This window comes from Terrirubrum flagellatum (genome assembly GCF_022059845.1).
Lineage (GTDB): Bacteria > Pseudomonadota > Alphaproteobacteria > Rhizobiales > Beijerinckiaceae > Terrirubrum > Terrirubrum flagellatum.
The window spans coordinates 3,440,950-3,459,443 of record NZ_CP091851.1 but is presented as its reverse complement, the minus strand read 5'-3'; the positions used below and the strand labels follow the sequence as shown (position 1 = coordinate 3,459,443).

The following is an 18,494-nucleotide window of genomic DNA, read 5'->3' as shown; positions in this document are numbered from 1 at the left end:
AGGTGGCGAACTTCACGATCACTTGCCGATCATGCGATTCCATTGATTGACCCAGCCCTGCCGCTTCTCGCCGATCTTGATCGGATCAAACACCACGAGCTTCTTCACAGCCTCTTCGCCATAAATGACATCGCCAGCCGTCTCGGGGTCGAGCTTGAGATCCTTGTTAACAGGCGAATATCGCAAATCCTTCGCCCACATCTCCTGCGCCTCGGCGCGCAGCGAGAAGTCGATGAACTTCATCGCAAGATCGCGATTGGGGCGACCGGCGACCGCGTTGATCGTGATTAGCGACCCGGCGACGCCTTCCTGTGGCGGAACGAATTTCGCCGGCACGCCGGCCTTGCGCAAGGCGTAAGCATAGTCCTGCGCATAGGGCGCGAGCCAAGCATCATTCTGCGCGAAATTGAGTTGGATATCAGGCGAGCGTGAAATCACGGTCGCGTCCTTGATGACGCTCTGCAGCGCCTTGAAGCCGGGATCGACATTGTCGAGCGTGCCGCCAAGCGCCTGATTCAGCATCAGCGCGCTAAGCAGCCCATAGCTGTTCGAGAAGTCAGTCAGGACGATGTGGCCCTTGAATTTTGCATCAAGCACGTCCTTCCAGCTCGTCGGCGTCGGCTTCACCTTCTCGGTCTGGTAGATGAGGCCCATGGCGGCGACCTGCATCACCGGCCCTTCGCCACGCTCGAGGCCGGCGGTCGCAAACGGATAAAGGCTCTTGCCGTTCGTCGGCAGGTCCGCCGGCGACATCTTCTCAAGCAGACCTTCCTTCGCCGCGACCGCTTCCTGTCCGCCGGAAAAGTGGATCACATCGAATTGCGGCGCCGATTTCTGGGCGCGCAGCTGCGCGAGCGCGTCGGCCGAATAAACTGTGACCACATTGATCTTGACGTTGTTCTGCCTCTCGAAGGCGTCAATGACTGCTTTGCGGTGGGTTGTTTCGTAGGCGCCGCCGAAGGAATTGATCACCAGCGTCTTTTGCTGCGCGACGGCCGGCGAGGCGAGTGCGAATGCGGCGGTCGATCCAAGCAGCGTGCGGCGTGACAGCATGTTCATCCCCTCTCGTGCAAATCCAATTCGCGCAAATCAAATTCGCTGCGACCGTTCAGGCGACGCGTCCGATCTCGATCGTCTTCGCTCCCGTCATGCGGATGCCCCGGCATTCTTCGGCGATCTTGTCGAGTCCCTCATTCATGACGGCGAAGATGTTCACCGGCGTCCAGCCAAGGGGACCAAACGTGCGGCCGCCATTGTCATAGAACATGCCGAGCTCCCACAATTCGTCGGTGAGGCCCTTCATGCTGTTCTTGCCCTGATAGTACCACAGCATCTCGCCCTTGCCGGGAGTCACGGTCTGGTTCTCCAGCGGGATTTTCGAGGGATCGAAGTTGCGCGCCTCTCCCTCGAGGCCGGTCATGATTTCAGGACCGGCGAACATGGCGTGAAATACAGTGACGCGGATTGGTCTCGCGAGCGCGGTCCAGATCGTGTCGCAGGTGACGGGAGCGAATTCTTCATAGAAATCCAGGATGCCTCGCGTCCGGCTTTCGGTGAATTCGAGATAGATGCGACGGCCAGTCATGAGGCGCTTCCGGGAGGTTGGTCACGCCAGCTTCGATCAAAGCGCTTATTTCTGTCCAATAGATACTTTCCGGGTTATTCATAGGGAAATTTTATAAATTGGTCACGCAAGCGGCGTCCGACGGACGCGTGGAGCAGAACGCGGCAGCCGCCGCCCTGCAAGCCTCGAGCGTCGCCGTAATTGCGGCATGGCTGGGAACGGAGCGGTACGAAGCAACAAAGGTCAGCGGCGGGAAGGCGCGCGCGCTCTCGATCGCAGCGAGACGACCTTCGGAAATCTCGCGCTCGACGCAGACGGGCGGCACGGCAGCGACTCCGAGCCCATCTGCCGCGAGCTCAATCATCGTCGACATCGAATTCGAAGCGCTGGTGCGCGCGCGGCTCAGATTTAAGTCCTGGAAATAGTCCGCGATGAGACGTGATGGAGGAGTCTGCGGCGGGTAAGTGATGAGCGGCAGCGCGGCGATGTCGGACGGCTCGTAACGTTTGCCTGCCGTGATCATGTCAGGGCGGCACACCCAGCCCATAGCGTAGCTGCAAATCGGGGCGCTCGCCAGATGCTCGCCGGAGACCGGCTCGATGGCGATCACCAGATGGAGATCGCCTTCGCGTAAAGCGCGCGCGAGCTGAAGCGTGGTGTCGACGGTGACTTCAAGCGATAGCAGCGGATGGCGCTCGCGCAGCAGCTCGAACAACGTCGGCAACCATGTTCGGACAATCGCATCAACGACGCCGATGCGCACGACGCCGGCGATGTCGCCATCGAGACCAAGCCGCTCCCTGATCTGTCTCATCTCCTCGAGGATCGCCTCAACATGACGAAGAAGGCCGATGCCGGCTGGTGTGAGATGAACCTCGCGCGTCGTGCGAAAGAGGAGCTCGACGCCGAGCTGGTCCTCGAGCGCACGCAGCCGCGAAGAAATGGCAGGCTGCGTGGTGTTGAGCCGTTCAGCCGTGACGCTGAAATTGCGCAGTTTCGCCAGCCAGAAGAACGTCTCCAGAAATTTAAGATTCACGCGAAATCTCCTTCCGGTCACGTCTGACAGGATTCGGCGACTCGGGTGAGAAAGCCAACGCAGTCGACGAGCGCGTCGATCGAAATCGACTCGTCGGGCTGATGCGCGTCCGCAATATCGCCCGGTCCGATCACGACCGCTGGAACGCCATTCGCCTGAAAGATGCCGGCCTCGGTGCCATAGGGAACCGCACGAGAAGAGCGCCTGTTGAGCAAGCGCAGCAATTCAGCTTCCAGCGTCGAGTCGTCATTAGGCTTCAGTCCGGGAATGCGCGCCATCACATCGATCGAGATCCCGGTCGTGGGATCGATGGCCTTCATCGCCGGCTCTAGCTTCTCCCGCGCGAAGTCCTGCATGCGATTGAGCACAGCCATGTCGCTTTCACCCGGGATGATGCGCATTTCCCAGAAGAAGCGGCATTGCTCGGCGACGATGTTGCCGTGCAACCCGCCTGAGATCTGGTTGACCTGAATGGTGGAGTAGGGCGGATCGAGGCCCTCGAAGGTCGGCCCGTTTCGCATATCGGCGCGGATCGTATTGATGAACGCGATGAGGTCGGCGGCGATCATTACGGCGTTCACATAACGATCGGGCTGAGATGAATGACCCGGCTTGCCCGTGACTGTTGTCCAGCCGATCAGCCCGCCCTTATGCGCTGACACAAGATCCATGCTCGTGGCTTCGCCGATAATCGCGAGGCGCGGCGCAAGACTGCTTCTGCCGATCCATTCGGCCATATCGCCGACGCCGCTGCATCCCACCTCTTCGTCATAGGAAAAGGCGAGATGGATCGGCTTCGCGAGCGGCTTTGATGCAATGGCGGGCAGGGCCGCAAGGCAGCAGGCGAGAAAGCCCTTCATGTCGGTGGCGCCGCGGCCGACCAGCTTGCCGTCAGTTTTTCGCATTCTCCAGGGATCGCCGGTCCAGGCCTGCCCTTCGGTTGGAACGACATCGGTATGGCCGCTGAATACGAGGCCGCCTGGCGCATCCGGACCGATGCTCAGAAGAAGATTCGCCTTGTCTCCGGCCTTGTTCGGAAATCGCCTGGCTCGCGCGCCGAAGGGCTGTGCGTACTGTTCGATATAGGCGTTGATGTCATGATTCGAAGACGCGCTGATGGTTGGAAAGGCCACGAGGTTCGACAGAATCTCGGTAACGTCCTCGGCGATATGAGCACTCAATCCGTTCATTCCAAAGCCTCCCGCTCATATTTCGTTGGTGGAAGCGGTCATGCCGCGGTCACTGAAGCCGCCGATTCCGGCGGCCATGTCCGGCCGGCGTCATCGGGCGGAACAGCGGCCAGCAGGGACTGTGTATAGGGGTGTTGAGGTCTTTCGAAAACTTCGCCCGTTGGTCCATGCTCAACGACAAAGCCATTCTGCATCACCAGCACGCGCGAGCAGAGATAACGCACAACGGCAAGATCGTGCGAAATAAAAAGCAATCCGATTCCGCGCTTTTCCCTGATGTCCAGCAAAAGGTTCAGAATTTGCGCCTGGACCGAGACGTCGAGCCCCGAGACAATCTCGTCCGCGACGAGTAGGCGAGGCGTCACGCAGAGCGCTCTGGCGATATTGACGCGTTGCTTCTGCCCGCCGGACAGTTGCGAGGGATAGCGGTTGAGCAATTCGGATGCGAGTCCGGTTTCGGTCGCAAGCGCTCGCGCGCGCTCATTGCGTTCGCTTCGCGCGCTCGCTCTTGTTGCAGCCTCCATCGGCTGAGTCACGAGATTGAAGACTGTGCGCCGCGGATTGAGCGCGGATTGCGGATCCTGGAACACAATCTGAAGCGCATCGATCCTCAATGCATGAGCGCTCGCATTGTCTGACGTAACATCTTCGCCTTCGATGAGGATGCGCCCGTTTGATGGCGCTGTCAGTCCCATCACCATGCGCGCGAGCGTGCTCTTGCCGGAACCTGATTCGCCCACCACGCCGACGAATTCGCCGGGCCGGATTTCGAGATCGACCGGCCTCACGGCGTGAACGCCGGCAGGGCTTTTACGCAAAATTTTGCGCGCGGCGGGATAATGCTTCGAAACATTCTCCAGCTTGAGAATTGGCGTCGAAGAAGGAAGCGGCGGCGGCGCGCTCGTCAGCGTGTCATCAACGATGGCAACATCAGAAAGACAGCCAGGCGCACATCTGACCCAGCGCCGATCGCCGATCGCCTGCATGTCGGGAACCGCGCTTGCGCAAAGCGGGTCACGCGTCGGACAGCGTGGCGCAAAGCGACAACCGGGCAGGTCCGCAAAGCCTGCGAGGCCGGGCATCTGGTCGGGTAGAGCGCGCAAACGTTGTACAGGTCCGGTCAGCGGGGGATTGGCGGCGATCAGCGCGCGCGTATAAGGATGTCGTGGTCGATCGGTGATCTCGCGGCCCGGTCCCCTTTCGACAACATCGCCGGCATAGAGGACCATGATGTCGTCGCAGACATGCGACGCCAGACGCAGATCGTGCGTGATGAACAGCATCGCCGTGCCATAATCGCGCTGCATGCCGCGGATGATCTGCACGATGTGGACCTGCGTGCTGACGTCGAGCGCCGTAGTTGGTTCATCCGCAATGATGAGAGCGGGGCGGCTCGCGAACGCCATGGCGATCAGCACGCGCTGGCACATCCCGCCAGAGAGTTGGAATGGGTATTGATCGAGAAGCGCGTCGGGGTCGCGCAGTCTTACTTCGCGCAGCATCGCGATGATCCTGCTCCGCCGCTCGCCAAATGCGACGCCGAGTCGGGCGAGGTGCTCGCCGAACTGCTGCGCGATCGTCAGGACGGGATTGAGCGCGGTCAACGGTTCTTGCGGAATGAACGCAATGCGATCGCCGAGCAGGCGAAGGCGCTGAGCCCCGGTCGCAGACAAAAGGTCCTGATCGCCAAAGCGCAGGGACCCACGTGTCACAGAGAAAGTGGACGGCAGATTGTGAGCGATCACACGGCCGATCATGCTTTTGCCGGCGCCGGACTCGCCGACGAGGCCGAGCACCTGACCTTTGGCCAAAGCCATATCGATGTTGCGCAGCGCCTCAACGGATTTCTCGCCCATGGTTGCGCTGACTGTCAAACCTTCGGCCGTCAGCACACTCATCACGCGGCCCCGCGATTGAGAAGAAGCCGCGTATCGAGCGCGCGGCGCAAACCGTCCCCCAGCAGGTTGAAGGCGAGCACGGAAAGGAAAATCGCTGCGACCGGCAAGATAACGCCCCATGGCGACTGGCTCATCGTCTGGCGCGCATCCGCGATCATGACGCCCCAGGCGGCGACATCAGGCTCGACTGAAAGCCCGACAAAGCTCATGATCGCCTCGACGATGACTGCGATGCCCATTTCGAGACTGAGAAGCGTCATCAGAAGCGGAAAGACAGCCGGCAGCAGCTCCTTCACGATGATTTGCGCGTGGCTGAAGCCCGAAAGGCGAGCTGCGGCGATATAGTCGCGCTTCATCACCACGATCGCGTCAGAGCGCAGCACGCGGCAAAAGCGCGTCCAGTCGATCAGGATGATCGCGAGAATCACCTTGTTGACGCCGGCGCCCATGCCGACGAGCAAAATCAACGCCAGCACAACCGGCGGGAACGCCATCCAGACATCGACAAGGCGACTGATGATCCAATCAAGCCAGCCGCCGAAATAACTCGCGAGCAGCGCCAGCGTGGCGCCAAGCAGCATCGCGCCGACGCTCGCCGTCAGCCCGACATAAAGTGCAACGCGCGCGCCATAGATGAGGCGAGACAGGATGCAACGCCCGAGCGTGTCCGTGCCGAACGGATACGCCGCGTCACCACCCGCAGACCAGGCGGGCGGGAGCAGGGTGTTAAGCAGATCCTGCTCCTGCGGCGAATGCGGAGCGAGATAAGGCGCGGCGCTCGCGACCGTCACAAGCGTCGCGATGATCACCACGGCGGCCACGACGCGCGGGCTGCGCGAACACCGCCGCAATGCGCTGGCGAGAACGGGATTCACGCAAGCCTCAGCTTGGGATTGGCTGCGAGATAGGCGATATCGACGACGGCGTTTATCGCGAGAACGAGGATGCAATAGATCAGCGCCACTGCCTGGATCACCGGCAGATCATGATTTCTGACCGCATCGACCATCAGATTTCCGAGGCCGGGATAGGCGAAGATCATTTCGACAAGCACAGTGCCGCCGAACATGAAGCCGCCTTGGACGCCGATGAGGCTGATTGTCGGCAGCACGGCGTTCTTGAGCGCATGGGCTAACAGAATGCGCCTTTCGCTGACGCCGCGCAGCCGCGCCTGCATGATGTAATCTTCGAGGATGGTCTCAAGCAGGGACGAGCGCAGCACGCGCATAATTAAGGGTGCAAGACCGATGGCGAGCGCTACGCTGGGCAGGACCAGGTGAAGCAGCGCGCTGCCGAGCGCCGACCATCGCCCGCTTAGGACGCTGTCGATCAGGAGAAACCCGGTGACTGCAGGCGGCAGCGCTATTCCCGGATCGAGCCTGCCGATGAAAGGCAACAAAGGCGCTGCGACGCCAAGTGTCAGAATAAGCAGAATGGCCCAGAGAAATTCCGGGATCGCCATGAACACCGTGGTCGAGAAATCGAGCGCCTGTTCTCTAACGCCTCCGCGCCATGAAAACATCACGAGGCCGCCGGCCAGTCCGGTTGCGACGCCCAGAATGAGACCGGCTGTGACCAGTTCCAGCGTCGCAGGCAGCGCTTTTCCAACCAGTTCGCCAACGCCGCGACGAAAGAAGATCGATGATCCGAGATCGCCAGTCAGGAGTTTGCCGAACCAGATCAAATATTGAGCGGGAATCGGGCGATCGAGGCCGAAGTCGCGCTTCAGCCTTTCCACATCCTCAGGCGTCGCTCCGGGCGGCAGGGACATCGCGATCGGGTCCGCGGGCAACAGCCGCAGAATAACGAATACGAGCGCCGAAACGCACAGAAGAATTGGAATTGCGAGTAGAAGCCGTCGCAGCAGAAGCTGCAGGGCGATACGTGTCATCGACGAATTGTCTCTTGAATTTTCGGAACTGACGCCGACGCGAAACAATGCGTCAACGCCAGGTTGATCGAAGCGTCAGCCCTTCTGCGAATAGGTCTGCGGCAGCGTCCAGCCATTGACATATTTGACGACGTTGACGCCACTTTGGCTTACGATGGTTTTTACAGTCTGGTAGAGCGGGATCGTATATCCCTTCTCGGCGGCGAACTGGTGCGCCGCTTTATAACCTGCAAGGCGTTTCGCTTCGTCCGTCTCGACCAGCAGCGTCTGGAACATCGGGCCGAGATCGTCCGACTTCATGGCTGAGAAGATCGACTTCGGATCGAGCAGATACCCGCCATACATTTCGGGATCACCACTTGAATTGCCCCAGCTGAACAAGGTCGCCTCGGGCAGCGTCTTTGCGCGCAGGCGCTCTTGATAGGTCGAGAGCTCGACCGTCTCGAGTTCAGCGTTGATGCCGACCTTCTTCCACATCTGCACGACTGCGCGAGCGACTTCGAAGTCGCTGGGGAACGCGCCATTTGTGGTCGAGAACTTGATGTTGATCGGACTCTGCGGGCTGTGGCCAACTTCCTTCAGCAGCGCGACCGCCTTCTCTTCGGAGAAGGGGAAGTTGAAATTCTCGGGGTAGCCGGGCGTGCCGCGCGCTGCAGGAACAGCGATGGGCGTCGCCGCGCCGGCGAAGAAGGCTTTCGAGATGGCTTCTTTGTTGATGGCGTGATGAGCGGCCAGACGCACGCGATCATCGGCGAAGCCGCCATTTTTTGTGATCTGCAGCAGCGTGATGTCGGCGATAGCGTCAATGCTTGACGATAGCCCGGGGACGGCGCCCAGCCGCTGCGCCTCGCGGATTGGCGCGTCGATCGCGACATCGACGCGGCGCGATTCAATCGCCGCAACGCGCGCCGTCGGATCGCGCACGAGCTCGATCGTCACCCGCGGGATTGCAGGCTTGTCTCCCCAATATTTGTCATGCGTCTCGAGAACGATGCGTGCGCCCTGCTGGTATTCGACGAGCTTGTAGGGGCCTGAGCCAACAGGTTTGCGATTGAATTCATCGACGCCGACACGCTCGACATAAGATTTGGGCACGACGTAGCTGCACAGAAAATAGAACCAGGCGACCGCCGATGGCATTGGCTCCGAAAAGTACATGATCGCACGCGTTGGCGAGACGACCTCGATATCTCTAACACGCCGCCACAGGAACGAGGTATCGAGGCGGCGCCCACCCTCTGGAACGGGCGCGCGCGGTCGCTCGAAGAAAGAATAGCGGAAATCGCTGGCCGTCATCGGCGTTCCGTCGTGAAAGACAACGTCGGAACGAAAGTCGAGGCCAAGCGCGAGCCCCTTGTCGTCGATATGGCCCCATTTGGTGATCAGGGCAGGCTTAGCCGAAATATCGGGAGCTTGCGTCAGCGGCTGATCGAATACGGTTTTGTAGAGAGACTGCACCGCCGCAAGCGATCGCGCATTCGGGTCCCATGTCGGCACATCGGCGGGATAAGCCATCGTGAGCTGACCCTTCGCCGCCGCTTGTGCGAGCGCATCGCGCGGGAGTCCAAGCAGAATCGCGGCGCTGAAGCCGCCGCCAAGATTGAGAACGGAACGTCTTGAAAGCTGATCTCGCATAATCCCCTCCTGCGAATCGACTTTGCTCGAATGCTAGTGCGCCAGCTCCAGCCGGCTGATTTCTTGCGCAAGTTGCGCGCCGCTCTCGTCGGCGAGCGCCGCCGTTCTGAGAGCGGCGAGACTCTTTGCGGGCTGCGGCTGCGCAAGCAAATTCTGCATTACTGACGTAATGCGGAGATAGTTCGACTTGCCGCGCGCATGCGTGTCGCCATAGCCCTTCACGAGGTTCCTGCATTCCGCGAACTCAATCGCCAACGCATAATCGCGCTGGGCGAGCTCCTTGAGCGTCGCAAGCCATTCCTCAAGCATCTGCTGCTCTTCGGCGTACCGCATCGAACTTCGGCGCCACGATTTCAGGCTTGCGACGATGTAAAGAAGCAGGAACCCGCGGATAGATGTCGTCGTGACGACCCGGCCTTTTGTCGTCGCGCGCTCGATAAGCCAGCGGAGCGGCGCGACTTTCAGCATCAGCTTTCCGAGCCAGGCTGGAACCGTCTCGGCGATTTCCTGCAAGCGAGGATGCAGATATTCCGATATCTGAAGGATCTGTCCGTCTTCGAGCCGCGTTTCCTCGCGCACTCGCGCGAAGCGGCTCGGTCTTATCTTCAGGTCGGCAACCCGGATTGTATCCTCATAGGCCATCCCAAGCGCAAGATAGCGCCCGGCCTCATTCAGAAGCAGTGCAGAATCCGCGCCGCGCTTTTTGTCGATCTCCGCGATCGGCTTAAGGCGCGAAAGATAGAGGCGCGCATAGGCTTCATCCTGATAATCGATGAGGCGTTCGACGCCTGCCTTGATCGTTGCCGCGGCTCCGCCCGGAAACTCCTGCATCGCCTGCGCAATCCAGTTTTCTTCCCGTGGCGCGATGCCTGTCTGGAGCGAAGAGGCGAGCGTTGGCGCAAGCTCGACTTGCTCTCCAGACGCAACTCCGAAGCCCAGGCCAAATGCGCGCTTTGACGCAGCCACGCCAACGCCACCGCGATCAATCGTCGCTTCGAACTGTTCGCGCGTGAATGGCAACACCCCGGCGCCAGCGAGCGCGCCGAACAAGACGGCGCTGATTACGCTTTTCGACTCATTCGCCATTGCGGCCATGTCAAACGCGACAAGCCGCTTTGCCGCTGAACGACATGCATCGTAAACCGCCGGCGCGTCCGTCCGGCCATCTCCGAGCGCGATCTTCTCGGTCATCGCGAAGACGCGGTGCGTTGATGCGATCAACGTGGTCTTGTCAGGCGTGACGATGCCGCGCTGGACGGCGCGTCCGGCCTCCATCAGCTCGGACGCCAGAACAATATCGACATCTCCGGGCACTGGCGTCAGGGCCAACACAGGCGGTCGGCCGGAGGCGCCCGATGCGGATTGAGCGAAAAGTTCGAGATAATAGATTGTCGCGCCGGTCCGCTGCGCAACGCCGGGAACGGACGTCGTTTGCGCGAAATGGCCGGCATGTTCGGCGAGATCGACGATCCAGTCAGCGAGAACGCCGCCGCCCTCGCCACCCATCGCGAGGATGGCGAGACGGATCGCGCGCGGAGCAGTCGATTGCGTCTCCGTCATGCGGCGATCGCGGACGGTTGCAGCCGACGCTGGAGAAAGCCGATCACGGCCGTCTGGATGCGATGCTTGAAGACGTCCCACTTCGTCGGATTGTTGATGATCGAAGCCTTGTAGAAGGACGGGCAGAGGACGGCGGCGTGGCTTACCTCGCCGCAGAGTCCGCAGCCGACGCAGGAGTCGATCACCTTGGTGACGGGATCTTTCCGCAGCGGGTCGGGATTGGGCGCAACCGTCAGCGACGGACATCCGGACAGGCGGATGCAGGAGTGATCGCCGGTGCAGGTGTCGGGATCGACGCCGAATCTTTCACGGACCACACGCTCGCCACGCTTGATGGCGGCATTCGTCAAGGGCCGCACCCGTCGCTGCTTGTTCAGCATGCATTCGGATTGCGCGACGATAACTTTCGGTCCCTTTTCTGTTGTCGTCAGCGCTTCGCGCAACGTATCGCGCATCTTCTTGACGTCGTAGGTGCGCGACAGCGTTCGCGCCCATTTGACGCCGACGCCACGCACCGCTTTTTCAATGGAGTTCTGTGTCGAACGAATCTTGTTGAGACCGTGGGACGAGAGAATGTCTTGCCCGCCTGTCGCGGCGGAATAGCCGTTATCGACAACGATGATCACGTTGTCGCTCTTGTTGAAGACGGCGTTGCCAACGCTGGATGCGAGGCCGTTATGCCAGAAGCCGCCATCGCCCATCACGGCGATCGTCTTCTTGCCGGACTTGGTGTTGAAGGCGGCTGCGCCCGCGCCGCCCAGGCCGTAACCCATCGTCGTGTTGCCGATGTTAAATGGCGGCAGGATCGAGAACAGGTGGCAGCCGATATCACAGCTTACGTGATGCGGCCCGAGCTCGCGCTCGACGAGCTTCATCGCCGTGAAAATCGGACGCTCGGGGCAGCCCGTGCAGAAGGACGGAGGCCGACCGTGAATCTTGCCATCCAGCGCCGCCAACGCGGCTTTCAGTCGGTTGTCGCCTTGTGAGGGAGGAGAGAAGCTCGAGGCGGTCTGCGGCGCGTAGCTTTTCACGAATTTCGTGAGACCGTCCTTGATCACCGCGCCTGTGTATTCTCCGGCCATCGGCAGCATGTCCTTGCCATGCGCCTTGGTCTGGATATCGGCGCGGCGGAGGATGGTGTTGACCGCCTGTTCGATGAATTCCGGCTGCCCTTCCTCAATGATGAGGATCGCTTTCTTGCCTGCAGCGAAGCGAATGAACTCCTCATCAATCAGAGGGTACACCACGTTCAGCACATAAAGCGGAATGCGCGATTGGCCGAAAGCATCAGCAAGTCCGCCGAGCTCCAGCGCGCGCATCGTGTTGTTGTACATGCCGCCCTGCATGACGAGGCCGATCTCCGAGAGATCGCCATCGAACATCTCGTTGAGTTTGTGCTCCTGAATATATTTGACGGCCGCCGGCCAACGCTTCTCAACCTTTTCCTTTTCGTGGAGATAGCTTGCCGGCGGCAATACGATGCGATTGACGTCGCGCGTGGGATTCTCCATCGCATCGCGCAAGGTGAAGCTCGGGCGGATATTGTCCTTGGTTTTGAAGCGGCCATAGACGTGGCAAGCGCGAATGCGGACCTCAAGCATCACCGGCGTATTTGACGCTTCGGACAGCTCAAAACCCTTTTCGACCATCTCCACGATCTTCGGGAGGTTCGGCCGTGGGTCGAGCAGCCAGACTTGAGATTTCATCGCGTAAGCATGGCTTCTCTCCTGCATGATCGAGGAGCCTTCGCCATAATCCTCGCCGACGATGATCATGGCGCCGCCCTTCACGCCGCCTGAGGCGAGATTGGCGAGCGCGTCCGAAGCGACGTTGGTTCCTACGGGCGCCTTGAACGTGACGGCGCCGCGCAGAGGATAATTGACGGAGGCGGCCAGAGTCGCTGCAGCCGTCGCTTCGCTTGCGCTGGATTCGAAATGGACGCCGAGTTCTTCCAGAATATCGTTCGCATCGCTGAGAACATCCATCAGATGCGAGATGGGCGCGCCCTGATAGCCGGCCACATAAGACACGCCCGATTGGAGCAGCGCTTTCGTGATCGCGAGGATGCCCTCACCGGCGAACTCGTCGCCATCGCCGAGATAGAGGCTTTTCACCTCTTCATGAAACGACCTCTCAGCCATCTCAAACCTCTTCAATTGTCATTTGCATGCTTCAACATTGTTGTGGCGGAAGTCCGTTCGCCTATTCGTCCTGCACGAGCGCGAGCACGCGCAGCGGGCTGCCCGAACCCTTTTCGATCTTCAACGGGGCGGCGATCAGCACTGCGCCGGTCGGCGGAAGCCTGTCGAGATTGCAAAGGCTCGCCAAGCCAAACTTGTTCGCGCCATGCATTAGAGTATGCGCGGGGAACGCAGGTTCAAACGCAAAGCCTTGTCCTGCATCTGTTCCGACCGCCTCGACGCCCCAGCCATTGACGTCGCGTTCTTCGACGAGAAAGCGGACTGCGTCCGCATTCGGCCCCGGCGTATGTGGCCCATCTTCTTTCATGTTGAGGAAAAGGGCGGGATCCGTGCGTTTCGACCAGTCGGTGCGCATGAGCACCCAGGCGCCAGCGGGAATCTTTCCATATTTTTTCTCCCAGGCGAGGATGTGCTTCGGCGTCAGAAGAAACTTCTCGTCTTTCGCTGCTTCTTTTGTGCAGTTGATCACGCAGGCAGGCGCCACGAAGCGCTGCACAGGCACGGTATCGGTTGCGCCGTCCTTGTAGTCCTTGCCGGTAACCCAGTGAATCGGCGCGTCGAAATGCGTGCCGGTATGTTCGCCAAGCGCGAGATTGTTCCAGTACCAGGCTGGGCCGCGATCGTCGTAGTGCGAGATCTCCGAGATTTCGAAAGATTTCGATGGCGCGAACTGCGGCGGCAATTGGATGACAGGCGTGGAAGGCTTCAGGGTCTGTGTCAGATCGACGACCGTGATTTTGCCTTTCGCGATCGCTTTCGCGAATTTCAGAAGCGCGTCCTTGGCCATGAAAACTCCCTCCGTTGCCGTCGCTGGCCTTATTCGTTCAGATGACTCGACCTGGATTAAGAATGCCTGCGGGATCAAGCGCCGCCTTGATCGTTCGCATCAGCGCGAGCTCGGGCTCGGTTCGTGATCGCGAGAGATAGGGCCGTTTGAGCCTACCGATTCCATGCTCTGCGGAGATTGAGCCGCCGAGATCGGCGGTGACGCCATAGACGACGTTGTTGACCGATTTTTCGATCTCCGCCGAGTACTCTTTTGGCATCACGAGCAGGTGAAGATTGCTGTCGGCGATATGCCCGAAGACGACGAAGTAGCAATCGGGCGCCGCTGCGAGAATCTGCTTCCGGAAGCGCTCGACGGACTCCGCCATTCGATCGAGCGGAATGGAAACATCAAAGCCGATCTGCTTCGGGAGAAGCCGGCCATATTCGTAGACGCTTTCGCGCAGGGCCCACAATTTGTCGCTTTCGGAGCCTGATTTCGCGACGACGGCATCCTTGATCAGGTTCTGTTCGTAAAGCTCGCCGAGAACCGATTCCATCACGTCGCTACCGTCAGCAAGATCTGCGCCACCTGCGATCTCGATGAGGAGGTAGAGATCGTGCCCGCGTTCGAGAGGCGCGGCGACGCCGACGATCGTCGTCGCGATCTCGTACATCTCCCGCCACATTCCTTCAAAGACCAGCAGGCCGCCGGCGGCTTTCGCTTGAATGAACCGCAAGACCTTGAGCGCGGCGGCGTGACCGGAAACCGCCACAAGAGCAGTCTTCACGCCCTGGGGTTTGGGATGAAGTCCAAGCACGACGCGCGTCACCACGCCAAGCGTGCCTTCGGAGCCGATGAAGAGCTGCGTCCAGTCATACCCCGCATTGTTCTTCATCATCTTGTTGAGCGAGCGGACAATGGCGCCGTCCGCTTGAACGACTTCGAGGCCAAGCACATTCTTTCGCGCCATGCCGTAGCGCAGAACCTGATTGCCGCCGGCGTTCGTCGCGATATTGCCGCCGATCGTGCAGGAGCCGCGGGCGCCAAGATCGATCCCGCACATGAAACCTGCATCGTCAGCCGCCTGTTGCACGATTTGCAGCGGCGTGCCTGCGAGCGCTGTCAGGGTGCCGCTTGAGGGATCGACCTCCTCAACGCCCGTCATGCGCTCCAGCGACAACGCGATTTCGGACGCGCCCGGATGTGCGCCGCCAGCCAGTCCGGTCAGCCCGCCCTGCGTCACGACGGGCTGGCGCTCCGCATGGCAGATCGACAGCGCGGCAGAGACCTGCTCGACATTTCTCGGCAGAACAAGCGCCAAAGGACGAGCGGGCGGAAGACCAGCCTCATCATGGGTGTTCCGGTCCGGAACCTCGGCCCCGACCTTAACGATATCGGGGCCGAGCGTCGCGAGCAGCTTTTCGACGGCGACGCTCACGGAGAAGCCTCCGCGCTGACGCTCGGCCGGTTGTGAGTGTGATCGGATCCGTTTGCGGGAAGCGACACGGCGTTGTCCTTGCGGTTGAACAACGCCGTCGCCTGATTAAGCCCCTTGGCGACGATGTCGCCGTCATTCGCAGTCACTACCATGCGATAGCCTTGCTCGCGCTTTGCGCGGGCGCCATCGACGGCGTTGGTGAAGACGCCGCAAGGCGTCCACTCCGCGCGGCAGGCGGCGTGAATGGCGGCGCAGGCAGCATCGTGCCGCGCGTCGAAATTCGGGAAACTGCCGATCGAGAGCGCAAGATCGCCGGTGCCAATGAACACCATGTCCGCGCCTTCGGTCGCAGCGATCTTCTGCGCGTTTTTTCGACCTTTTGCGGTTTCAATCATCAGGCAGACGACGATCGAGCGGTTGGCGGCTTCAACATAGTCCACGAAATCCATGAGAGGCCGCACCCCTCCGCCGGAGCGATTGCCGCGCGGCGGATAATGGGCCGCGGCGACGGCGGCGCGCGCCTGTTTGGCGGTCTCGATCAGGGGCACGATCACGCCTTCGGCGCCGGCGTCCAGCGCCTGCCCGATCGCGATCGGGCTGTTCTCCGCCACGCGCACGAGTACGGGAATATCCGCCGGCGTGACGCCGATCGCCGCCTCGAGGCTGGAGCGATCCCAGAGCCCATGCTGCATATCGATCACAATCGCATCGGGTCGGCTGCGCGCCGCGATTTCACATAGTGCGACGCTGCCGAGCGACAGCCAGATCACTCCCAGGCACTCTCCCTTGTCGACACGATATCGAAGGGTGGGACGACGCGGATCAAACATTCAACGCAGCTCGGTTTCGTCTGTCTTGAGATAGCGCCCGTCGCCATAGAGCAACGCGCCAACCGCCGGATGGCGGAGATGAACGTCGGAGACGTGGCCGATCACGACGTGGTGCGTCGCATAGTCCATGACAGCCTCGACCACGCATTCGAAATTGGCGCGCGCATCGACGAGCAGGGGAACGTCATGGGCGCTGCGAACCCACGAGCCGTAGGCGAACCGGCCGGCGCCGCGGACCGCCTTCTGTCCCCCGAATGCCTGCGCGACGTCGACCTGATCTTCGGCGAGAACGTTCACGCTGAATTCGTCGCCCTTTTTTAGACCTGGAGCGATCGTCGCCGAGCGATTGACGCAGACGAGCAAGGATGGCGGATCGGCGCTGAGCGAACATACGGCTGTCGCAGTCAGTCCTGCGGCGGCGCCGTCGACATCCTGCACTGCGACGACCGTGACGGCCCCGACCAGCGCGCGCATCCCCTGCTTGAAGGAGGCTGCTCCGGCCAGTCGTGGGGGCTTCGTCAGCATGTTGGTCTCAATTGGTCCGCAGGCCCGCCTGCTTCATCAGCGGCAGCACGCGGTCGCAGAAATAAGGCAATTCGTAGGAGTAGTTGACGAACGAAAGCGCCGCGCCCGCATAGCCTTCATTGGCGATCTTTAGCATGTCGTCGACGATCTTGTCAGGCGTTCCGACCAGTGGATAGGAGCCGGCGCCGCCGGCGAACCGCTTGCGATAGAGATCGTAGGACGCCGGATCGTGCGAGCGCGAAAATTCTTTTTTGCCTGCCATATGCGCATCGACAGCTGCGTGATCAGCTTCGGTGACGGCATAGCGCTCGTAATAATCCTCCGCTTCCTTCTGCGTCTCGCGACAGACGACGTGACAGACCGTGTAAATCCCAACCTCGCGTCCAAAGCCTGTGGCGCGCTGCCTGATATCGGCGACGTGGCGGCGCCCGTCTTCCAGTTCGGCGAAAGTCGAGAAGAGATAGTCGCAATTCTTCGCAGCAAAGTCACGGCCAGGCCCGCCAAAGGCCGCGTTCATGGTCACCGGGCGCGGAACCTGCACGCTGGCCGGCCTGCTGACGACGCCTTTCAGATCGTAGTATTCGCCCGCGAAATCGAAGGGCTGGTTCGAGGCGTAGGCGCGCTCGATCAGCGAGATCCATTCGGTCGCCTGATCGTAGCCCTTTTCGCCAAGGGAGACGCCGAACATGGCGAATTCCTGCGGATTCCAGCCGCAGACGATGTTCAGCCCGGCTCGCCCCTTGCTGATGTGATCGACTGTCGCGAGAGCTTTCGCCGCATAGAGCGGATGCACGATCGGCACATGCACCGTCATGAACAGACCAATGCGCTCGGTCGCGCTCGCGAGGCCGGCCGCCCATGTGAAGGTTTCAAAGGACCATTCGCGCACGCGGTTCTTGCCGCCGAAGCCGCGCCAACGGGCGATGGGGAGAAAGAATTCGAGACCGGCGCGATCGGCGATGCCGGCGGCGTTGAGATTGTCGTCCCAGCCCGCCCGCCAGCGATCGGGAACGTCGGTGATCGCAAGCCCACCGTCCGCGTTGGCAGAGAACACGCCGAGCTTGAAGCGGTTGGGGCCTTTCAGCGGATGCGGCTTGACGATCATGGCGGCGCTCACGCGGATTTCTTTGCGGCCGGGCGGCCGGAAGCAGAGCCGACCTGCTCACGCTCGATTTCGGCCTTCCTCATGGAGTAGAAGGCGCGCTCGGCCGCCATGATGAACGCCATCATCCGGTCTGCGGCGGCGGTCGAATCCTTGCGGCTCAACGCGTCATAGAGCTCTTCGAGCCCGGACGAGACGATGCCGCGCGTATCGTGATCGCGCAGGGTCCCGAGCCGGACGGTCTGAACATGATCGGCGAAGCGGGCGAGCGTGTTGGCAAGGCGCGAATTCTTGAGCGCGCCCAGCCAGCATGAGCGAAAATCGATATTGGCGAGAATGAGTCCATCGACATCGTCATTGTGGGCCGCTGCACGTGCTTGTTCGATCGCCCGTGTCAGCCTCTCGCGACCGCGATCGTCGAGATCGCGCGCCGCATTTGCGGCCGCCTGCGGCTCCAGCAGTTTGCGGACTTCGAAAATGTCCCTGATATCGTCGAGGGTCAGCTTGGGCGTCACGAAGCCGCGCGTCGTGCCAACGAGATAGCCTTCATTCGCCAGGCGGATCAGCGCCTCTCTGGCTGGCATGCGGGAGGTGCCATAAACATCGGCGATCTCGAGATCGACGAGGCGATCCTCGGTCCCGATCTCGCAACGCTGCAGCCGCGCCCGGAGATCCAGATAAATCCGCTCGCTCAGGCTGTCCTGCTTGAGGAGACGCAAGGGAGAGGCGGCGCGCTTTTGCGTGGCCTTCGGCATGGGGCTCCGTTCGCTTGCCTCGATTTTGGATACCGTATACGGTTTAGTTGGCTCGTCAATGGCGGACGAGCGTTCTGGTCGAGCAAAGAGAATCGTGGTT

Annotated in this window: 16 protein-coding genes; all 16 read right to left on the bottom strand. The window is 60.9% G+C overall.

Annotated features, from left to right (window positions below):
• Positions 1-18: 18 nt before the first annotated feature.
• On the bottom strand, positions 19-1,059 hold the full coding sequence (locus L8F45_RS16630) for an ABC transporter substrate-binding protein (protein ID WP_342358988.1): 1,041 nt from the start codon (positions 1,057-1,059) through the stop codon (positions 19-21).
• Positions 1,060-1,108: 49 nt separating this feature from the next.
• Entirely contained in the window at positions 1,109-1,585 is a 477-nt protein-coding gene (locus L8F45_RS16625; protein WP_342358987.1) for a DUF3830 family protein, read from the bottom strand.
• A 91-nt stretch (positions 1,586-1,676) separates the two neighbouring features.
• Positions 1,677-2,600, bottom strand: coding sequence for a LysR family transcriptional regulator (locus L8F45_RS16620; protein ID WP_342358986.1), 924 nt, complete (start codon positions 2,598-2,600; stop codon positions 1,677-1,679).
• 17 nt (positions 2,601-2,617) lie between these two features.
• Entirely contained in the window at positions 2,618-3,790 is a 1,173-nt protein-coding gene (gene argE, locus L8F45_RS16615; protein ID WP_342358985.1) for an acetylornithine deacetylase, read from the bottom strand.
• 38 nt (positions 3,791-3,828) lie between these two features.
• On the bottom strand, positions 3,829-5,688 hold the full coding sequence (locus tag L8F45_RS16610; protein ID WP_342358984.1) for a dipeptide ABC transporter ATP-binding protein: 1,860 nt from the start codon (positions 5,686-5,688) through the stop codon (positions 3,829-3,831).
• On the bottom strand, positions 5,688-6,563 hold the full coding sequence (locus tag L8F45_RS16605) for an ABC transporter permease (protein ID WP_342358983.1): 876 nt from the start codon (positions 6,561-6,563) through the stop codon (positions 5,688-5,690). Before L8F45_RS16605 ends, L8F45_RS16610 begins: the two co-directional genes overlap by 1 nt.
• A complete protein-coding gene (locus tag L8F45_RS16600) occupies positions 6,560-7,579 on the bottom strand; it encodes an ABC transporter permease (protein ID WP_342358982.1) in 1,020 nt (339 codons plus the stop codon). The genes L8F45_RS16605 and L8F45_RS16600 overlap by 4 nt, the downstream gene beginning before the upstream one ends.
• Positions 7,580-7,654: 75 nt before the next feature.
• On the bottom strand, positions 7,655-9,214 hold the full coding sequence (locus L8F45_RS16595; protein ID WP_342358981.1) for an ABC transporter substrate-binding protein: 1,560 nt from the start codon (positions 9,212-9,214) through the stop codon (positions 7,655-7,657).
• Positions 9,215-9,247: 33 nt separating this feature from the next.
• Positions 9,248-10,774, bottom strand: a complete 1,527-nt coding sequence (locus tag L8F45_RS16590; RefSeq protein ID WP_342358980.1) for an indolepyruvate oxidoreductase subunit beta family protein — start codon at positions 10,772-10,774, stop codon at positions 9,248-9,250.
• A complete protein-coding gene (locus L8F45_RS16585; protein ID WP_342358979.1) occupies positions 10,771-12,915 on the bottom strand; it encodes a thiamine pyrophosphate-dependent enzyme in 2,145 nt (714 codons plus the stop codon). The genes L8F45_RS16590 and L8F45_RS16585 overlap by 4 nt, the downstream gene beginning before the upstream one ends.
• A gap of 61 nt (positions 12,916-12,976) precedes the next feature.
• Entirely contained in the window at positions 12,977-13,762 is a 786-nt protein-coding gene (locus L8F45_RS16580) for a cyclase family protein (RefSeq protein ID WP_342358978.1), read from the bottom strand.
• A gap of 37 nt (positions 13,763-13,799) precedes the next feature.
• Positions 13,800-15,182 carry an FAD-binding oxidoreductase gene (locus L8F45_RS16575; protein ID WP_342358977.1) on the bottom strand — a complete coding sequence of 461 codons (1,383 nt, stop codon included), beginning with the start codon at positions 15,180-15,182 and terminating at the stop codon, positions 13,800-13,802.
• On the bottom strand, positions 15,179-15,952 hold the full coding sequence (locus L8F45_RS16570) for an HpcH/HpaI aldolase family protein (protein ID WP_342358976.1): 774 nt from the start codon (positions 15,950-15,952) through the stop codon (positions 15,179-15,181). The genes L8F45_RS16575 and L8F45_RS16570 overlap by 4 nt, the downstream gene beginning before the upstream one ends.
• 60 nt (positions 15,953-16,012) lie before the next feature.
• Entirely contained in the window at positions 16,013-16,537 is a 525-nt protein-coding gene (locus L8F45_RS16565) for a flavin reductase family protein (RefSeq protein WP_342358975.1), read from the bottom strand.
• 7 nt (positions 16,538-16,544) lie between these two features.
• Entirely contained in the window at positions 16,545-17,639 is a 1,095-nt protein-coding gene (locus L8F45_RS16560) for an LLM class flavin-dependent oxidoreductase (protein ID WP_342363472.1), read from the bottom strand.
• 11 nt (positions 17,640-17,650) lie between these two features.
• On the bottom strand, positions 17,651-18,394 hold the full coding sequence (locus L8F45_RS16555) for a GntR family transcriptional regulator (RefSeq protein ID WP_342358974.1): 744 nt from the start codon (positions 18,392-18,394) through the stop codon (positions 17,651-17,653).
• Between the last annotated feature and the right edge of the window lie 100 nt (positions 18,395-18,494).